The 15,294-nt window shown below is 67.4% G+C and carries 12 protein-coding genes and 1 tRNA gene; 5 read left to right on the top strand and 8 right to left on the bottom strand.

The features are described from left to right. Positions 1-191: 191 nt before the first annotated feature. Positions 192-275: transfer RNA gene (locus tag LI337_RS00415), tRNA-Leu, on the bottom strand. A 127-nt stretch (positions 276-402) separates the two neighbouring features. Here LI337_RS00415 and LI337_RS00420 point away from each other — a divergent pair. Continuing rightward, a complete protein-coding gene (locus tag LI337_RS00420; RefSeq protein ID WP_227227733.1) occupies positions 403-882 on the top strand; it encodes a DUF309 domain-containing protein in 480 nt (159 codons plus the stop codon). Positions 883-1,018: 136 nt separating this feature from the next. After that, positions 1,019-1,822, top strand: a complete 804-nt coding sequence (locus LI337_RS00425) for a M14 family metallopeptidase (protein WP_227227734.1) — start codon at positions 1,019-1,021, stop codon at positions 1,820-1,822. Positions 1,823-1,871: 49 nt separating this feature from the next. Here the strand turns inward: LI337_RS00425 and LI337_RS00430 are convergent, their stop codons facing one another. Further along, complete coding sequence (locus LI337_RS00430) at positions 1,872-2,519, bottom strand: cupin domain-containing protein (protein WP_227227735.1); 648 nt, start codon at positions 2,517-2,519, stop codon at positions 1,872-1,874. Between the two features lie 5 nt (positions 2,520-2,524). Next, on the bottom strand, positions 2,525-2,974 hold the full coding sequence (locus tag LI337_RS00435) for a UPF0179 family protein (protein WP_227227736.1): 450 nt from the start codon (positions 2,972-2,974) through the stop codon (positions 2,525-2,527). A 191-nt stretch (positions 2,975-3,165) separates the two neighbouring features. On the opposite strand from LI337_RS00435, the gene LI337_RS00440 reads away from it, so the two are divergent. After that, a complete protein-coding gene (locus tag LI337_RS00440) occupies positions 3,166-4,710 on the top strand; it encodes a glutamate-cysteine ligase family protein (protein WP_227227737.1) in 1,545 nt (514 codons plus the stop codon). A gap of 106 nt (positions 4,711-4,816) precedes the next feature. Here the strand turns inward: LI337_RS00440 and LI337_RS00445 are convergent, their stop codons facing one another. Continuing rightward, positions 4,817-5,680, bottom strand: coding sequence for a 2-oxoacid:ferredoxin oxidoreductase subunit beta (locus LI337_RS00445; protein WP_227227738.1), 864 nt, complete (start codon positions 5,678-5,680; stop codon positions 4,817-4,819). After that, entirely contained in the window at positions 5,677-7,437 is a 1,761-nt protein-coding gene (locus tag LI337_RS00450) for a 2-oxoacid:acceptor oxidoreductase subunit alpha (RefSeq protein ID WP_227227739.1), read from the bottom strand. The genes LI337_RS00445 and LI337_RS00450 overlap by 4 nt, the downstream gene beginning before the upstream one ends. A 203-nt stretch (positions 7,438-7,640) precedes the next feature. Here LI337_RS00450 and LI337_RS00455 point away from each other — a divergent pair, with 203 nt between their 5' ends. Then, positions 7,641-8,000 carry a hypothetical protein gene (locus tag LI337_RS00455; RefSeq protein WP_227227740.1) on the top strand — a complete coding sequence of 120 codons (360 nt, stop codon included), beginning with the start codon at positions 7,641-7,643 and terminating at the stop codon, positions 7,998-8,000. A 55-nt stretch (positions 8,001-8,055) separates the two neighbouring features. Continuing rightward, positions 8,056-8,694: an FAD-dependent oxidoreductase gene (locus LI337_RS00460; RefSeq protein ID WP_227227741.1), complete on the top strand. Its 639-nt coding sequence runs from the start codon at positions 8,056-8,058 to the stop codon at positions 8,692-8,694. On the opposite strand, the gene LI337_RS00465 is transcribed toward LI337_RS00460, so the two are convergent. The 3 genes from LI337_RS00465 to LI337_RS00475 form a co-directional block, all read right to left on the bottom strand. Continuing rightward, positions 8,691-10,151, bottom strand: coding sequence for an RtcB family protein (locus tag LI337_RS00465; RefSeq protein ID WP_227227742.1), 1,461 nt, complete (start codon positions 10,149-10,151; stop codon positions 8,691-8,693). The two genes, LI337_RS00460 and LI337_RS00465, sit on opposite strands and share 4 nt — an antisense overlap. An 80-nt stretch (positions 10,152-10,231) precedes the next feature. Beyond that, positions 10,232-10,603: a hypothetical protein gene (locus LI337_RS00470; protein WP_227227743.1), complete on the bottom strand. Its 372-nt coding sequence runs from the start codon at positions 10,601-10,603 to the stop codon at positions 10,232-10,234. A gap of 68 nt (positions 10,604-10,671) precedes the next feature. Then, on the bottom strand, positions 10,672-15,216 hold the full coding sequence (locus LI337_RS00475) for a DUF7997 domain-containing protein (RefSeq protein WP_227227744.1): 4,545 nt from the start codon (positions 15,214-15,216) through the stop codon (positions 10,672-10,674). Positions 15,217-15,294 lie beyond the last annotated feature (78 nt).

A 15,294-nucleotide genomic window follows, 5' to 3' on the forward strand; every position in this document is an offset into this window, starting at 1 on the left:
CCCCACACCTCCCCGACTGCTGGCGCTTCGGACAGCGAGCAGGGTCTCGCTGTCGGTCGCCAGCAGATCGCGTCCTGTCGGGTTCCGGACTGTCGTCGGAGAGTACGGGATTGCGGTCGTCGTGTGCGGTCCGGTAGTCACCGTGCTCGGCGGGTCAGTAGTTGTCGCGGGCCGAGTACGTCCGGGAGAAGTGCAAGGGGAGGGATTTGAACCCACGGACCTCTACAGGAGCGGATCTTGAGTCCGCCGCCGTTTCCTAGCTTGGCTACCCTTGCGCAGTAGCAACCTGTGCCGGCCGGGCGTTAAAGGGTTCCGAAACCTGCCACGCGACGGTCTCGTTTTCGACCGACGCCACACGCCGACGCCGATGGACTCAACACCGCCGGGGCTGTGAACCGTATCATGGACGACCACACCCACGATCCGAGCGTCGCCCCGCCGCTCGGCAACCCCACCGGGTGGCGCGAGGACCGGCGGTGGGAACACGCCACGCTCCGCCGGGCGACGGAACACGGCGTCCGCCTGTTCAACAGCGGGGCCTACCACGCCTCCCACGACTGCTTCGAGGACGAGTGGTACAACTACGGCCGGGGGAGCGTCGAGAGCATGTTCCTCCACGGGATGGTGCAGGTCGCCGCCGGCGCGTACAAACACTTCGACTTCGAGGACGACGGCGGGATGCGCTCGCTGTTCCGGACCGCGCTCCAGTACTTCGGCGGCGTCCCGGACGACTTCTACGGCGTGGACCTCGCCGACGTGCGGGCGACGATGCGGGCCGCACTCGACGACCCGACCGCGCTCCACGGCTGGCGAATCTCGCTGGACGACCACCGGCCGAGCGCCTACGACGCGGACTACGAGTACGCCGAGTCGCTGGAGTGACGCGGTCGGCCGGCGAGGGGACCAGAACGAATCGACGGCGGGGCCTCTCGGACCGCTCGACGCGTCCGGCCGAACGGTGGGGCGGCCGAAACCGAATCCGCATACCATTTGAGCCTCGGCGCGTTCTATCGGGTAGATGAGGATACACCAACTCGGGGAGGGGACCCCGGAGGTGGCCGTGGTCGCGGCGATCCACGGCGACGAGCCGTGTGGCGTCCGTGCCGTCGAGCGATTGCTCGCGGAAGCACCCGACGTCGACCGCCCGGTCAAACTGATCGTCGCCAACGAGGAGGCGCTGGACGCCGGTGAGCGCTACCTCGAAGAGGACCTGAACCGCGCGTTTCCGGGTGCGCCGGACGCGAAGACCCACGAGGCGCGACTGGCCTACGCGCTCGCCGGCGAGATCAGGGACTGTACGACGCTCTCGCTCCACTCCACGCAGTCCTACGGCGACCCCTTCGCCCTCGTCGACACGGTCGACGCGGTCACGCGGTCCATCTGTCCACGCCTCCCGATCGACGAGGTGGTCGAGACCGCCGGCTTCACCGAGGGGCGACTGATCGCCTACCCGCACGTCGTGGAAGTCGAGTGTGGCTTCCAGGGGACCGATCAGGCCGCCGAGAACGCCTACTGGCTCGTGAAGGCGTTTCTCTCGGCGACCGGCGCGCTCGCGGCACCGATGGCCGACGACCCGGTGCAGGACGGCGGCGCACGCGAGGTGACGGTGTTCCGACTCACCGAACCGATTCCGAAGGATCCGGCCGAGGAGTACGAGGTGTTCGTGACGAACTTCGAGGAGGTCGCGGCCGGCGAACGGTTCGCGGCCGCAGACGGCGAGCCACTGTACGCCGAGTCGCCCTTCTACCCGATTCTCATGTCGCCGTACGGCTACGAGGACGTGTTCGGCTACGCCGGTGAGCGCGTCGGCCTGCTGGAGTGATAGCGGACGATTCCTCGCTGGGACGACAGAGAGGGCTCCCAGCGAGTGACTACTGGCGGTCGGCCGATTCGTACTCGGAGTACTCGCTCGGGTAGCCGAGTGCACGCCCGACCGGTGCGAGCAGTCGGACGCCGAACTGCTGGACCCACAGCGGGAGGAGCGCGAGCCACAGCAGGTCGTCGAACCGGTCGAGCACGACCGCCAGTCGCAGGGGGTTCAGTGGCATCCCGCTCGGCGTACTGTGTCCGTCTTCGGCGAGACCGTAGGTGACGCGCATGAACGTCTCGGTCCGGAGCGCGGGACGCACCTCGCCGGTGAGGTGGAGTGCCTCGGTACCGGCGTTCCAGAAGCGATGAGGGACACCCTTCGGGATGGTGATCGACTCACCCGGACCGAGCGCGTAGCGTTCGAACCGACGTCCGCCGTCGGCGGTCGGGTCGCGGATTCGAACGCCGAGTCGTCCGGCGACGACTTCGAGGTCCTCGTCCTGTGCGGGGTGGACGTGGAGCATCGGACCGTGGGAGTTCGGCGGTGCGTCGAGCCACATCTCGAACCGGGTGCGCGCCCCGTTGGTCTCCTCGGCGGTCTCGACGAACCGGATGCGCTTTCCGGCCGGCGCGCAGGTCACGGTCCGGTCGTCGCTCGGCATCGTCGCGTCGGTCTCACTCCCCGGCGGGGCACCGTCGTCGGTCGCCACCGGGATCACTCCTCTGCCGGCGCGAACTCCACCAGCGTCAGGTCGCGGTCGAGGAAACAGTAGTCGTGCGGCGGGTCGCCGAGCACCTCGCTGATCCGGTACTCCGTGTCGAAGTCCGCGCCGTCGGGGACGCAGTACTCGTGGCTCGGACACTCGGTGTGCGGGCAGGGACCCTCCAGTCGGGCCTTGCTTCCGGCGTAGGCCCCCTTGCTGGCGACGTTCGCGGGGACCGGCACCGGTTCGACCTCCACCGCGCGGACGCCGGTGTCGTGGACCGCACACTCCAGCGTCTGGGCGTTGTCGCGGACGCTCGTCACCTCGTAGCGGACGCCTTCCGTGAGGTTGAGACACTGGTTCCGGTAGGGACAGCCCTCACAGGCGGGCGACTCACCGCCGTAGACGAACTCCCGGCCGCCCTCCGCGAGGCGGGAGCCGATGAGCGTGACTTTGGCCATGGTCGGTGTAGGCGTGACGTGGTGTAAAGTCTCCCGGACTGCTCTGTGAGGGTCTCGTCCGCTGCCCGGGTGGGTGGGTCGGTCGGCGGCGGCGTGTGACCTGCGTCCGAGCGTCGTCGCTTCGGGAAGCCGTCACCGGAATTATGCCGGACACCCACGAACTCAAGAGGCTCCGGCGTCACCGGGCGGGTATGAGCAGTGATCTCGCCGGAGACGTCGCCGACGTGTTGGCGGTCGACGCCGACGAGTTCTCCTCGCAGGCCGAGGAGGACGCCGAGGTGGTGAAAGCCGCCCTCAGGGAGGGTACCTTCGACAACCACCAGTCGATCATCGGACTCGAGTACGAGTTCTACGCGGTCGCACAGGGGCGGTGGACCGCCGGCGAGGACGACGGCGAGAACGGGCAACTCCGACGAGTGCCCCGCCGCCTCCTGGAGTACGTCGGGTTCGAGAAGGAACTCGGCCTCCACAACGCCGAGATGTGTACCAACCCGCAACCCCTGAACCCCCACGGCATCCGGGCGCAGGTCGCCGAGGTCCGGGCACGCCTCTCAGCGGCACAGGACGTGATGAACGCCGAGGGGATGCGCCTCGTCAGCGACGCGATGTGGACCGTCCCGCCGACCGGCGAGTCCGCTCGCCAGTACCTCTGTGACAGCGTGGAGAGCGACGGGGTGCGACTGGCGACGAACATGTCGAACGCGGTGCGCTACCACGCGATGGCGAACGGCCCGGAGAGCCCCGACAGCATGGGACTCGACGCACCGAACGTCACGCTGGACGCCGGGACGGTGATGCCCGAGAGTCTCATCACCTCGATCCAGCCACACTACCAGGTGCCCCACGCCGCAGACCTCCCGGACTACTTCAACTACGCCGTCCGGATCGCCGGTCCACTCCTCGCGCTCGGTGTCAACTCGCCGTTCTTCCCGCCGGACCTGTACGACGAGGGCGTCACGGCCGAGCAGATTCTCGCGGACGCCTACGACGAACACCGGATCGGCGTCTTCGAGTCGGTGCTGAACCGCGACGACGCCGAGAAGGTGCGCTTCCCGCACGACCTGGAGACGGTCGAACAGGCGGTCGACCGCATCGCACAGGACGCGACGACGGTGCCGATGCCCGTCACCGACAGCGGGGAACGGTTCGACTCCCGGTTCGCCACGTTCCGTCTCAAACACGGCACCTACTGGCGCTGGGTACGCCCGGTGTTCGACGGGGCCAGCGAGGCGGCCGCGAACGCGCGCATCGAGTTCAGACCGATCCCCGGTCAGCCGACCGTCACGGACTCGGTGTCGTTTCAGGCGGCCTTCGCCGGCCTGATGGAGAGTCTCCCCCGCCGCGAGCACCCGGTCGCCGGTCTCGACTGGGAGACGGCCCGGGACAACTTCTACCGGGCGGCAGACGCCGGCTTCTCGGCGGACCAGCAGTGGATCACGAACGACGGGAAGGAGACGACAGACACAGCCGAGTTGTACGAGGACCTACTCGCACACGCCGCAGACGGTCTGGAGTCGCGGGGCTGTACGACCGAGGAGGCCGAGGCGTATCTGGCTCCCCTGACCGCCCGCGTCGAGTCCGGGCGGACACCGGCCCAGTGGAAGCGCGAGGAGGTCGAACGCCGACTGGATCGCGGTGACGACTTCGAGACTGCGGTCTACGGGATGCAGCGACGCTACATCGAACAACAGACCGAGACGCTGATCGACGGGTCCTTCGCCGACTGGGAGTTGTGAGGTCGGTCCCGCCCGAACACCCCGGCGCGGATCGAACGCGGGCGGACGACCCACGCCGAGGGCTCGAAGCGAGAGCAGAAAGCGAAGACGCCGTCGGATCGCCGTCTCAGTAGAACTCGCGCACGAGGTCCATCGCGTCCTCGGGTGCGCCGTCCGGAATCTCCGACATGTTCGTGTCGAGGCCGAACTGCTGGTCGTAGGAGACCGCGTCGTCGTTCCGGTAGATGACGCCCTGGTACTCCTTCGAGGAGTCCAGAATCTTCTGCTTCGCGGCGTCCTCGTCGGTCGGATCGTGGTCCTCCTCGGCCAGATCCACGAGGTTGTCGCGGAAGTAGTCGTAGGTGTCCACGTCGTTGAACGTCACACACGGCGAGAAGACGTTCACGAAGCCGAACCCGTCGTGTTCGATGGCCTCCTGGACGATCTCGGCGTGCCGCATCGCGTCCGAGGAGAAGGACTGTGCGATGAACGACCCGCCCGAGGCGAGCGCCAGCGCGAGGGGGTTCACGGGCGGCTGTTTCGGTCCTTCGGGGGTCGTCGAGGTCTCGAAGTCCTCACGCGAGGTCGGCGAGGCTTGGCCCTTCGTCAGCCCGTAGATGCGGTTGTCCATGACCACGTAGGTCATGTCGAGGTTCCGCCGCACCGCGTGGACGAAGTGGCCCGCGCCGATGGAGTAGCCGTCGCCGTCGCCGCCGGCGACCATCACTTCCAGATCGGGGTTCGCCATCTTCACGCCGGTCCCGACCGGGAGCGCCCGGCCGTGGACGCCGTGGAGCGCGTAGCTGTGCATGTACGTCCCGATCTTGCCGGAACAGCCGATGCCGGCGACGACGAACGTGTTGTCCGGGTCGTTGCCCGTGTTCGCCAGCGCCTTCATCATCCCGTTCATCGTGCCGAAGTCCCCACATCCGGGGCACCACGTCGGCTGCTTGTCGGACTTGAAGTCCGTGAATCGAACCTGTGAGCTCATGCTGTGACCTCCTCCTCCGCGAGGGCCGCCCGAATCTCGTCTGCGAGTTCGTCGGCCTTGAACCGCACGCCGTCGTACTTGTTGATCCGCTTCACCCGCCGGAGCGCGTCGTGTTCGAGCACGTCCGCGAACTGTCCGGTCTGGTTACACTCGACGACGACCACCTCGTCCGCACTGTTGATCTCCTCGGAGAGATCCGGCCGCGGGAAGATGTACGGCACCGAGAGGAACCGCACGTCGATGTCGTCGTCCTCCAGGAGATCGATGGCCTCGATCAGTGCGCCCTCGTTCGAGCCCCACGAGATGATCAACTGATCCGACTCGGGGTTGCCGAACTCGCGCGGCGACCAGTCTTCCCGCTCCTTCGCGGTCTCGACCTTCCGGGTGCGCTTGTCGACCTGCTCGATGCGCATGTCGGTGTCCTCGGTCCGGCGACCGAGTTCGTCGTGTTCCAGCCCGGTCGACATGTGCGCGCCGCCGGCCGTGCCGGGGAACGCGCGCGGACTCACGCCGTCCTCGGTGAGCGCGTGGGGTTTGAACTGTCCCTTCTCGTTCTGCCACTCGCCGATGGTGTCGTCGTCCACGACGCGGCCGCGTTCGATCTCCACTGCGTCCATGTCGAACGCCTCCGGCGGGAACGTCTGCTCGGTGACCGCCATCGCCAGGTCGGAGACGAGGTAGACCGGCGTGTTGTACTTCTCGGCGAGGTTGAACGCCTCGACCGTCTTCCAGAAACACTCGTCGACCGAGGTGGGCGCGAGGACGAAGCGCGGGATCTCGCCGTGGCCGCCGTACAGCGTCATGTTCAGGTCGCCCTGCTCCTGTTTCGTCGGCATCCCGGTGGAGGGACCCGAGCGCATCACGTCACAGATGACCAGCGGCGTCTCGCTGGTGGCGACGAGACCGAACGTCTCTGCCATCAGGTCGATGCCGGGGCCGGACGTCGCGGTCATCGACCGCGCACCGGCGCGTGCCGCACCGAGCGCGATGTTGATGGCCGACAGTTCGTCCTCGGCCTGCACGACGTGCCCGCCGTACTGTTCGATGCGACCGGTGAGGTACTCCATCACGTCCGTCGCGGGCGTGATCGGGTAGCCGGCGTAGAACCGACAGCCGGCCGCGATCGCGCCCATGCCGATGGCCTGGTCGCCGTTCAGCAGGACGTAGTCGTTGTCGGTCGTGTCGAGGTCGTAGTCGAACTCGTGGTCGTACTCCTCGGCGACGTAGTCCTGTCCCGAGCGAGCCGCCTCCTTGTTGTTCTCGACCAACTGCTGTCCCTTGTTGCCGAACCGCTTCTGGAGGGCCGAGTCGAGGTTCTCGATGGGGAAGTCCGTCACTTCACACGCCGCACCGAGGGCGACGACGTTCCGCATGATCGCGCCACCGGCCTCCTCGGCGAGTCGCTTCAGCGGGACGTCCAGTCCGATCATCCCCTCGGGGATCTCCACGTCCGCCATCGTGGAGCGCTCCCCGTCGTAGATGATGACGGAGCCGTCGTGGAGTTCGTCGAGGTTCTCGTCGATGGTGCGCTGGGTGAGTGCGATCAACACGTCGAGTCGGTCTACGACACTCTGAACGTCGTCCACAGACGTTCTGACCTTGTACGCCGTGTACCCACCGCGGATACGCGACGCGAAGTCCTTCGAGGTGAACACGTGGCGTCCAGCCCGAGAGAGTGCCTGAGCGAAGATCTTCCCCGTGGAGTCGATACCGTCTCCGGCCTCGCCTCCGATAGCCCAGTTGAAGTCCGCAGGCATACTGTTCTGGACCTTCCCGTGGCCCGGTCAAAAGCCTTCTGAAAGGGACGACCACGAACGATTCTCCCACCAGCAATCGTTTCCGGCTCCCGGGTCGCTCGGCGGGCTCCCCGGATCGCGGCTGTCAGACGAACGTCTGACGGTGCGGCAGTAGCTTTATGATCGACTGTCTGAATTCTCCGAATACTGATAGACTACGCCCGATGGTACCCACGAACTGTGTCCGATGCGGCCTGAACGCGGGATACAACCGCGCAGTCGTCGAACTCGTCAGCGGCATCGAGGTCGGCGGCTTCTGTCGCTCGTGTGAGTTGACGGCGTTCGGCGAGACGCTGGAGCGCGGTCACTGGGACGGCGACGGGTGTGCCCTCTGTAGTCGAGACGGCCACTTCGCGCTCCCGGTGTGGGAGTCCGCGCCGACGGTCGAGGACCGCGTCGTCGTCTCGTCGGTGGAGTACGACGTGACGCCAGAGACGGCCGTGCTCTGCGACGAACACCTCCACGAGATGGCCGACGACCTCGACCGGAACCGCCGACAGGGCGCGTCACGCCGCCGACAGTGAGTCTCGGGTCGGCCGATTGGGACACCCTTTTTGCCGCCCGCCACCGCCGACTGGTATGGACACACGCGTCACCGTCGTCGGCGTCACGGATGTCGGCCCGGACACGGTCGCCATCGAGTTCGAGACGCCGACCGACTTCGTCGCACAGCCCGGTCAGTTCGTCAAACTCTCCGCGACGGTCGGCGGGGAGTCGTACTCGCGGTTCTACACGCTCTCCTCGCCCGACACCGAGGGGACGTTCGAGGTGACGGTCGGCATCGACCCCGAGGAAGCCGGCCCGTTCTCGCAGTACCTCGTCGACCTCGCGGCCGGCGACGAACTCGACTGCACCGGTCCCTTCGGCGACCAGCACTACGACGGCGAGTCGCGGGTCGTCGTCCTCGCCGGCGGGCCGGGTGTCGGCCCGGCGGTCGGTATCGGCGAGCGCGCACTGGCCGACGGTGCCGAGGTCGCCGTCGTCTACCGCGACGACGCGCCGGCCCACGAGGACCGACTGGCGACGCTCTCCGAGGCGGGCGCGACGGTGTTCGTGCTCGACGGCGACATCGGCGAGGCGGTCGCGGACGTGCTGACCGGCGCGGCTGGCGAACAGGTGTTCGTCTACGGCTTCGCCGACTTCGTGGCGGAGGCGGAGGAGGCGATCACGGCGGCCGGCGGCGACCCGGACGGCGCGAAGGTCGAGAACTTCGGTTAACCCTTGATGTTGACGACCGGGAACGTGCGGGCCACCTTGTCGCCGATACCGAGTGCGTCCGAGACGCGGACCACCTCGTCGACGTCCTTGTAGACGCCGGGCGCTTCCTCGGCGACGGTCGCGCCGGACTGCGCTTTCACGTAGATCTGCTGGGTCTCCTGGAGGTCGTCCTGCACGTCGCCGCCCCAGAACTCCTTCTTCGCCTGCGTCCGGGACATGATCCGCCCCGCGCCGTGGGCGGTCGAGCCGAACGTCAGATCGAGCGACTGCTCGCCGCCCCGGAGGACGTAGCTTCCCGCGCCCATGCTGCCGGGGATGATGATCGGTTGCCCGACGTCGCGGTAGGCTTTCGGGACCTCGGGGTGGCCGGCCGGGAACGCGCGGGTCGCCCCTTTTCGGTGGACGTACAGTTCGCGCTCCTCGCCTTCGACCTCGTGAATCTCTTTCTTGCCGATGTTGTGGGCCACGTCGTACAGCAGGTGCATCTCCATGTCCTGCCACTCCCGTCCGAACACCTTCTCGAACACCTGCCGCGTCCGGTGCATGATGAGTTGACGGTTCGTCCACGCGAAGTTGATACAGGCGCACATCGCGCCGTAGTACTGTTCGGCCAACTCGGACCCGGCGGGCGCGGCGGCGAGTTCCTTGTCCGGGAGGTCCGCCAGCAGGTCGCCGTGGCGCTTCTCGATCTTCCGGAGGTAGTCGGTGCAGGTCTGGTGGCCCAGCCCCCGACTGCCGCAGTGGATCAGGACGACGAGTTGGTTCGGCTCCAGTCCGTAGGCGTCGGCCACGTCCTCGCGGTAGATGTCGGTCACGCGCTGGACTTCGAGGAAGTGGTTGCCCGAGCCGAGACTCCCGACCTGATTTCGGCCTCTCTCCTTCGCCTCCTGCGACACGGCCGAGGGGTCCGCGTCGTACCTGACGCCCTCGTCCTCGCAGTGTTCCAGATCGTCTTCGACGGCCCAGCCTTCCTCCAGCGCCCAGTCCATCCCCCGCGCCAGAATGTCGTTGATCGTCTCGCGGTCGGTCTCGACGATACCGCCCCCACCGAGTCCGGAGGGAACGTTGGCGAACAGCGCCTCGACGAGTTCTTCTTCCTTCCCCTGAACGTCGTCGTAGGTTAGGTTCGTCCGCATCATGCGGACGCCACAATTAATATCGTAACCGATAGCGCCGGGAGAAACACACCCCGTCTCGGTGTCGGTCGCACCGACGCCGCCGACCGGGAAGCCGTAGCCTTGGTGACCGTCGGGCATACAGATCGCGTACTTCGTGATCCCCGGCAGGTGGGTGGAGTTCTTCAACTGTTTGAGCGTCAGATCGTCGCCGATCTGTTCTAAGAGTGGTTCGCTGGCGAGGACGCGCGCCGGGACGCGCATGTCGCCCTCCTGTGGAATCTCCCAGACGTACTCCCGGACCTGTTCGAGCGTGATACCGTCGAACTCGCGGGTTGTCATACCCCCGAGTTCGACGCGAGTTCGGGAATAGGTTGTCGTTGACGAGCGAGTCGACGGCGGGTAGACTATTAGTGACGGTGTCACACCGGCTCGTACGTCGATAGCTCCAATGAACCGTCCTCCTCGATTCTGAGAACGAACCTATGCATCCCGTCGTATTCGAACTCTCTCGTCGTTGAGACACCTGTTTCCAGCTCGGCGGAGACCGTGTACGTCCGCCGACCGAGGAGTTTCCGCCCCGGCATCTGTTCGGGGATAGTCGTACTGCTCTGGCCGTCGACGCTGATTCGGCGGTCGAAGACAGTTCTACCATCGGTTTCGACGGTGATACGGGCCGTGTGCGATTCGTTGTGATCGTTGATCACTCTTACGCCGGAGGGTCCCTCGAAATCAGGTGTCGGCCCGCCACAGCCCGCGAGGAGCGTGATCCCGCCGACCGACAGGGCGATCATCGACTCCCGTCGGGACGTTCGTTTCACAGAAGTACAGATGCAGACCAACCATAAAGTAGTTCGGCGTCCTACAGCGTGAACCGCTCGACGGTCGTGCCGGCCGCCAGCAGATCCTCCGAGGCGGCGGCCGCGACCGTGATCTGGTTCTCGCCGTACTCGATCTTCACGCGCGTCTCGTACTCGCCGTCCTCGACGTCGAGGAGTTGCGTCTCCGACGGCGTCCGGACCGCGACGACCGCGCCGGTCGTCTCGCCGGAGACGACGAGGTGGTCGCCCTCGAACCGGGTGTTCACGCGCAGGCCCGGCCCTTCGCCACGGTCGCTGTGCAGGTACCGATCCGCGACGACCGCCGGCGTCTCGACCGGCGACCCGTTGTCGATACCGTGTGCGAGGCGGACGTACTGGGCCATCGACCACGCGAGGGGCGTCGCCGCGCCGGTCCCCTCGCCGAACTCCCAGTTGTAGTCGGTCGTGTGATCGCGGTCCCACACCTGCTCTGCGAGCATCCGACCGGAGTTGGCGAAGCCCTCCATCGTCTCCAGCATGTTCTGGGGCGCGAGCGGCCCGCTCTCGGTGCCGGCGAGCAGTTCGTACTCGCCGCGCTCGCCGGTGAAGATGGGCCACAGGCGACCCTTGCCCTTGCTCTCGACGGACCACGGCGCGCCCTCGTCGCCGCGTTCGCGCTCCCCGTACCCGTCGCCGTTGTACCGGTAGAACGCCGGCCCGTGCGGCGTGTCCACACGGATCGTCTCGTCTACCTCTGTGACGGTGTTCAGGATCGTCTGATCGTCGGCCGGCTTGATCCCCAGCCGCGTCAGTTCGAGGAAGCCGCCGTCGATGATGTCACGCTCGTCGAGCGTCGGGCCGTTGTTCGCCAGTGTCCGGAGGTGGCCCGCCTCGGGGTCGCCGTCGCGGGTGACCCGGACGTAGTACGGCGTGTTCGTGTGCTGTTCGGTGCCGGTCTCGGTGGCGGTCCACGCCTCGACGTTGCGCGTCCAGTTGTCCGCGAGTGCCAGCCAGATGAGGCCGTCGGCGAGTTCGCCCTCGTCGACGGCGAGTTTGCCGGCGCACGCGAGGCCGGCGATCTCCGCCGCGATGGACGACGGCGAGTAGCCGGCCTCCTCCTCCCAGCGTTCCTGTGCGGTCGGCGGGCCGTTCCGGGCCACGTAGTCGGCAGATCGCTTGACGTTGACGTAGTCGTACGGCAGGTCTGTGAACTCGTAGCCGTGTTCCGCGATGTGGTACGCCATCACGGCCGGGAACGAGATGTTGTCCATCTGCTCGCCGCCCCAGCGGGTCCGGCCGTTGAGGTACGTGTTCTGCGGGATGAAGCCGTGCTCGTCCTGCTGGTACTCGTAGATGTACGACAGCGCGTGGATCGCGGTCTCGAGGTCGTCCACCATCTCGAAGACGGTGAACACCTGATAGAGGTCGCGCGACCAGACGAAGTTGTAGCCGTACCCCTTCGCCTCCTCGGCGGTGACGGCTTCGCCCCACGGGACGGAGGGTGAGGCGATACCGGCCCCGAGGAACGTCTTGTCCTCGACGGCGCGGAGACTCATCAGCGAGGTCCGGTACTGGTTCGCCAGCGCCTCGCTCCGCCGCACGGACTGCGGGAGGTCTTTGTCCGAGAGGAAGTCGACCCACGAGTCGTGGTACGCCGACCGGACCGTCTCGAAGCCACGGGTGAGCGCCCCGGCGGCCTCACCGAGTGCGGCGGCGGTGTCGGCGTTCTCTGCGAAGCCGAGCGCGAGCGTCGATTCCGCGCTGGAGGCCGCGCCGAGTCGTCCGACGAGGACGACGTTCTCGTTGTCGACGCGCTCCTGGGAGTTCGGTAGTTCCCCGTCGGAGAACAGTTCCTTGAGGTAGTCGGAGCCGCCGACGCCGACCGTCGCCCAGTCGAACCGCTCCTCGGAGGCGAGCGCGACCGCGACACTGTACTCCTCGCCGTCCTCGTCCACGAGCAGTGGTTCGCCGGTCCCCTTGTCGAAGGCACCCGCGTCGCGGGCGACGAGGTGGTAGCTTCCCGGTTGGCCGAGGCGGATACCCCGGTCCTGGTCGCCGGTGTTCGTCAGCGCCACGTCGGCCACGGTGAACAGTTCGTACTCGTTGTCGTCGTGGGCCTCGAACTGGAAGTCGGCCAGCAGGGCGTCGTGGTTCGGGTCGGTCGCGTACTCGACGGTCAGGGTCCACTCGTGGCCCCGGCCGTCACCCTGTTCGGCGATGGTGTGCCGGAACAGCAGGGCGTCGTCTTCGACGATCTCGGCGGTGCGCTCGATGGTGTCCTGTGCGTCGTCCCGGCGTGTCTCGTTGTGCGTCCGGGCGGTGTAGGTCGCGTCCTCGTCGGCGTCGACGATCAGGAAGTCGAGCGTCCGGATGTTCATCAGGTCGATCCGCGGGAAGCGGGCCTCGGTCAGGGCACCCTCGGTCAGGGTGTACCAGACGCGCGAGGGGTCGTCGCTCCAGTGGTCCGCGACGGTGCCGACGCCGTACTTCTCGCCGGTCGTCCACCGGGGGCGCTCGCTCGGACCCGAGGGGGCGGGCTTTGCCGAGGGGAGCGCGTCGTGCTCCCGGAGGAACGCCGTCGTGTGGAGGCGGATCGCGTGTGACCAGCCGAGCGGTGCGGCGCTGTCGGGCGTCCCGTCGTCGAACACCTGTTCGGCGAGGTAGCCGGCGTCGGTCGCCAGCGGCCCGTCGGCGTCGAGCAGTTCGTAGAGGTCGCCGGCCCGGCCGAGGAACGCCTCGCCCTCCTCCTCGCGGCCGAAGCCGTCGAGCAGGACGCCGAGTTTCGCGGCCGCACTCGCGCCCCACGCGGTCGAGACGGACCAGATCTTCTCCTCGTCCTGTTCCTCGCTGCGCCAGTAGTCGTCCTCGAACCGGATCATGCCCGCGACCGGCGTCCCGCGCGGGTTGCGGAACAGGCCGTCGAGCGTCTCGGAGACGTGTTCGCTGAGGCGGTCGAGCGCCTCCTCGTCGACCTCGTGGACGGCGGCGTACTCCTGGACCGCGTCCACCAGCGCGAGCGTGCTGGAGTCGAGGCGGCTGTCGAGGTGGCCGTCGCCCGCGTCGAGTCGGAGCGCGTAGACGCCGCGGTCGCCGTCCCACAGGTCGTCCAGCGCGTCGAAGACGCGCTTCGCCTGCACCTCGGCGTGGTCGCGGAGGTCCTCCCCGACCGGGGCGCGAGCGACTGCGGCGTAGGCGTGGATGTAGGTCGCGGTCGTGTGGGTGAACTGGCCGATCATGTTCTCCCACGCGTTCTGACAGGCCTCCGGCAGGCCGTCGTCGGTCATCGTGTCGTCGAGCGCCTCGACCGCGTCGTGGATCGTCTCGCGGATGCGGTCGCCCTCGTCGTGATCCAGCCCGTTGCCACGGCGACGGAGGAACGTGGCGAGGAACGACGTGACGCTCGCGGTCTGGTCGGCCTGGTACTCCGGTTTGTCGGAGCCCTCGACCTTGGCGTGTGCCCACCCCGGCGCGAGCGACCCGTCGGAGGCCCACGCGCGGTGGGGCCACGTCCCGTCCGGTTGTTGGGTGTCACAGTAGAACGCGGCGCTGTCGCGCAGTTGGTCGTCGATCTCCAGATCGAGCAGGCGATCCGAGTCGAGCAGGTAGCGCGCCACCTCGGAGTCGTCCCGGAACCACGTGTAGCCGTAGCCGCCCGAGTGGGCGTAGAAGGGGTCGAACTCCGGCCCGGCGATGTGGGCACCGGTCGGCGCTCGCAGAAGGTCGAGAACCCGGAGATCGGCCCGCACGAGCGTCGACCGCGGCGCGTTCTCCGGCACCATCACGTCGGCACGGGCCTTCCCGGCCTCGCGGAGGTCGTCGGCCGAACGGTGGGCCGTCGCGCAGTTGCGCAGGTCTTCGAGCGCCTGTTCGCGCGAGAGTTCGTCGTGGTCGGAGACCTGCGTCACGAGCGTCGTTCGTGCCGCGCGGCCCGCCTCTTCGAGGGGTGCCGAGACGACGATGTCGCCGCTCAGGTGGGTGTCCTCGTAGCGTTCGAGCACGGCCTCGCGCGGGAACTCGAAGGAGTGGTCCGACAGCATCTCGTCGAACCGCTCGGGGATCTGTCCCCGCACGTCGTCCAAGCCGGTGGAGGCGGTGACGTAGTCGTGTTCCTTCCGGTGGAACACTTCCACGGCGGCCGAGCCGTCCGGCCCGGCGTGTTCGTGGATGAGTCGGCCGACGCGGGACTCCCGTCCCTCGGGTGCCATCGTCAAGAACGCCGTGAGGTGTGCGTCCGGCGGGATGGCCCCGCGCAGTTCGACGTGTGTGACGTGTGCCCGGCCGAGCGTCAGGTCGTACTGGTGGACCGTGAACTGGCCCGCGTCGTACTCCGTCTCGACGACGTTCGTCTCCCGGTAGTAGTGCTGTCGAACCGGATCGAGGTCGTCGAACCACAGCGTCTCAGTGTCGGTCTCGATCCCGAACCGGGATCGATCGACGCCGTACAGCCCAGAGAGCGCAGACGAGTAGTCGCGGATCGACCCGCCCGGATCGACGTAGACGAGACGGTCCCCGTGCGCAGAGAACGAGCCAGCAGCGGTACGTGCCTCTTCGGGGAAGCGTCCGCCCCGGTCCCGCTTGTACTCGTTCAGCGCGGTGCGAAGTCGCATAGCTTGAAACCCGTGTTGCAGTACATAAGTATTGCTGGATTCCGCAAAACGCGACGTGAGTAACCGTCCGAAGGCGAC

This window comes from Salinirubrum litoreum, from assembly GCF_020567425.1.
Taxonomy (GTDB): Archaea; Halobacteriota; Halobacteria; order Halobacteriales; family Haloferacaceae; genus Salinirubrum; species Salinirubrum litoreum.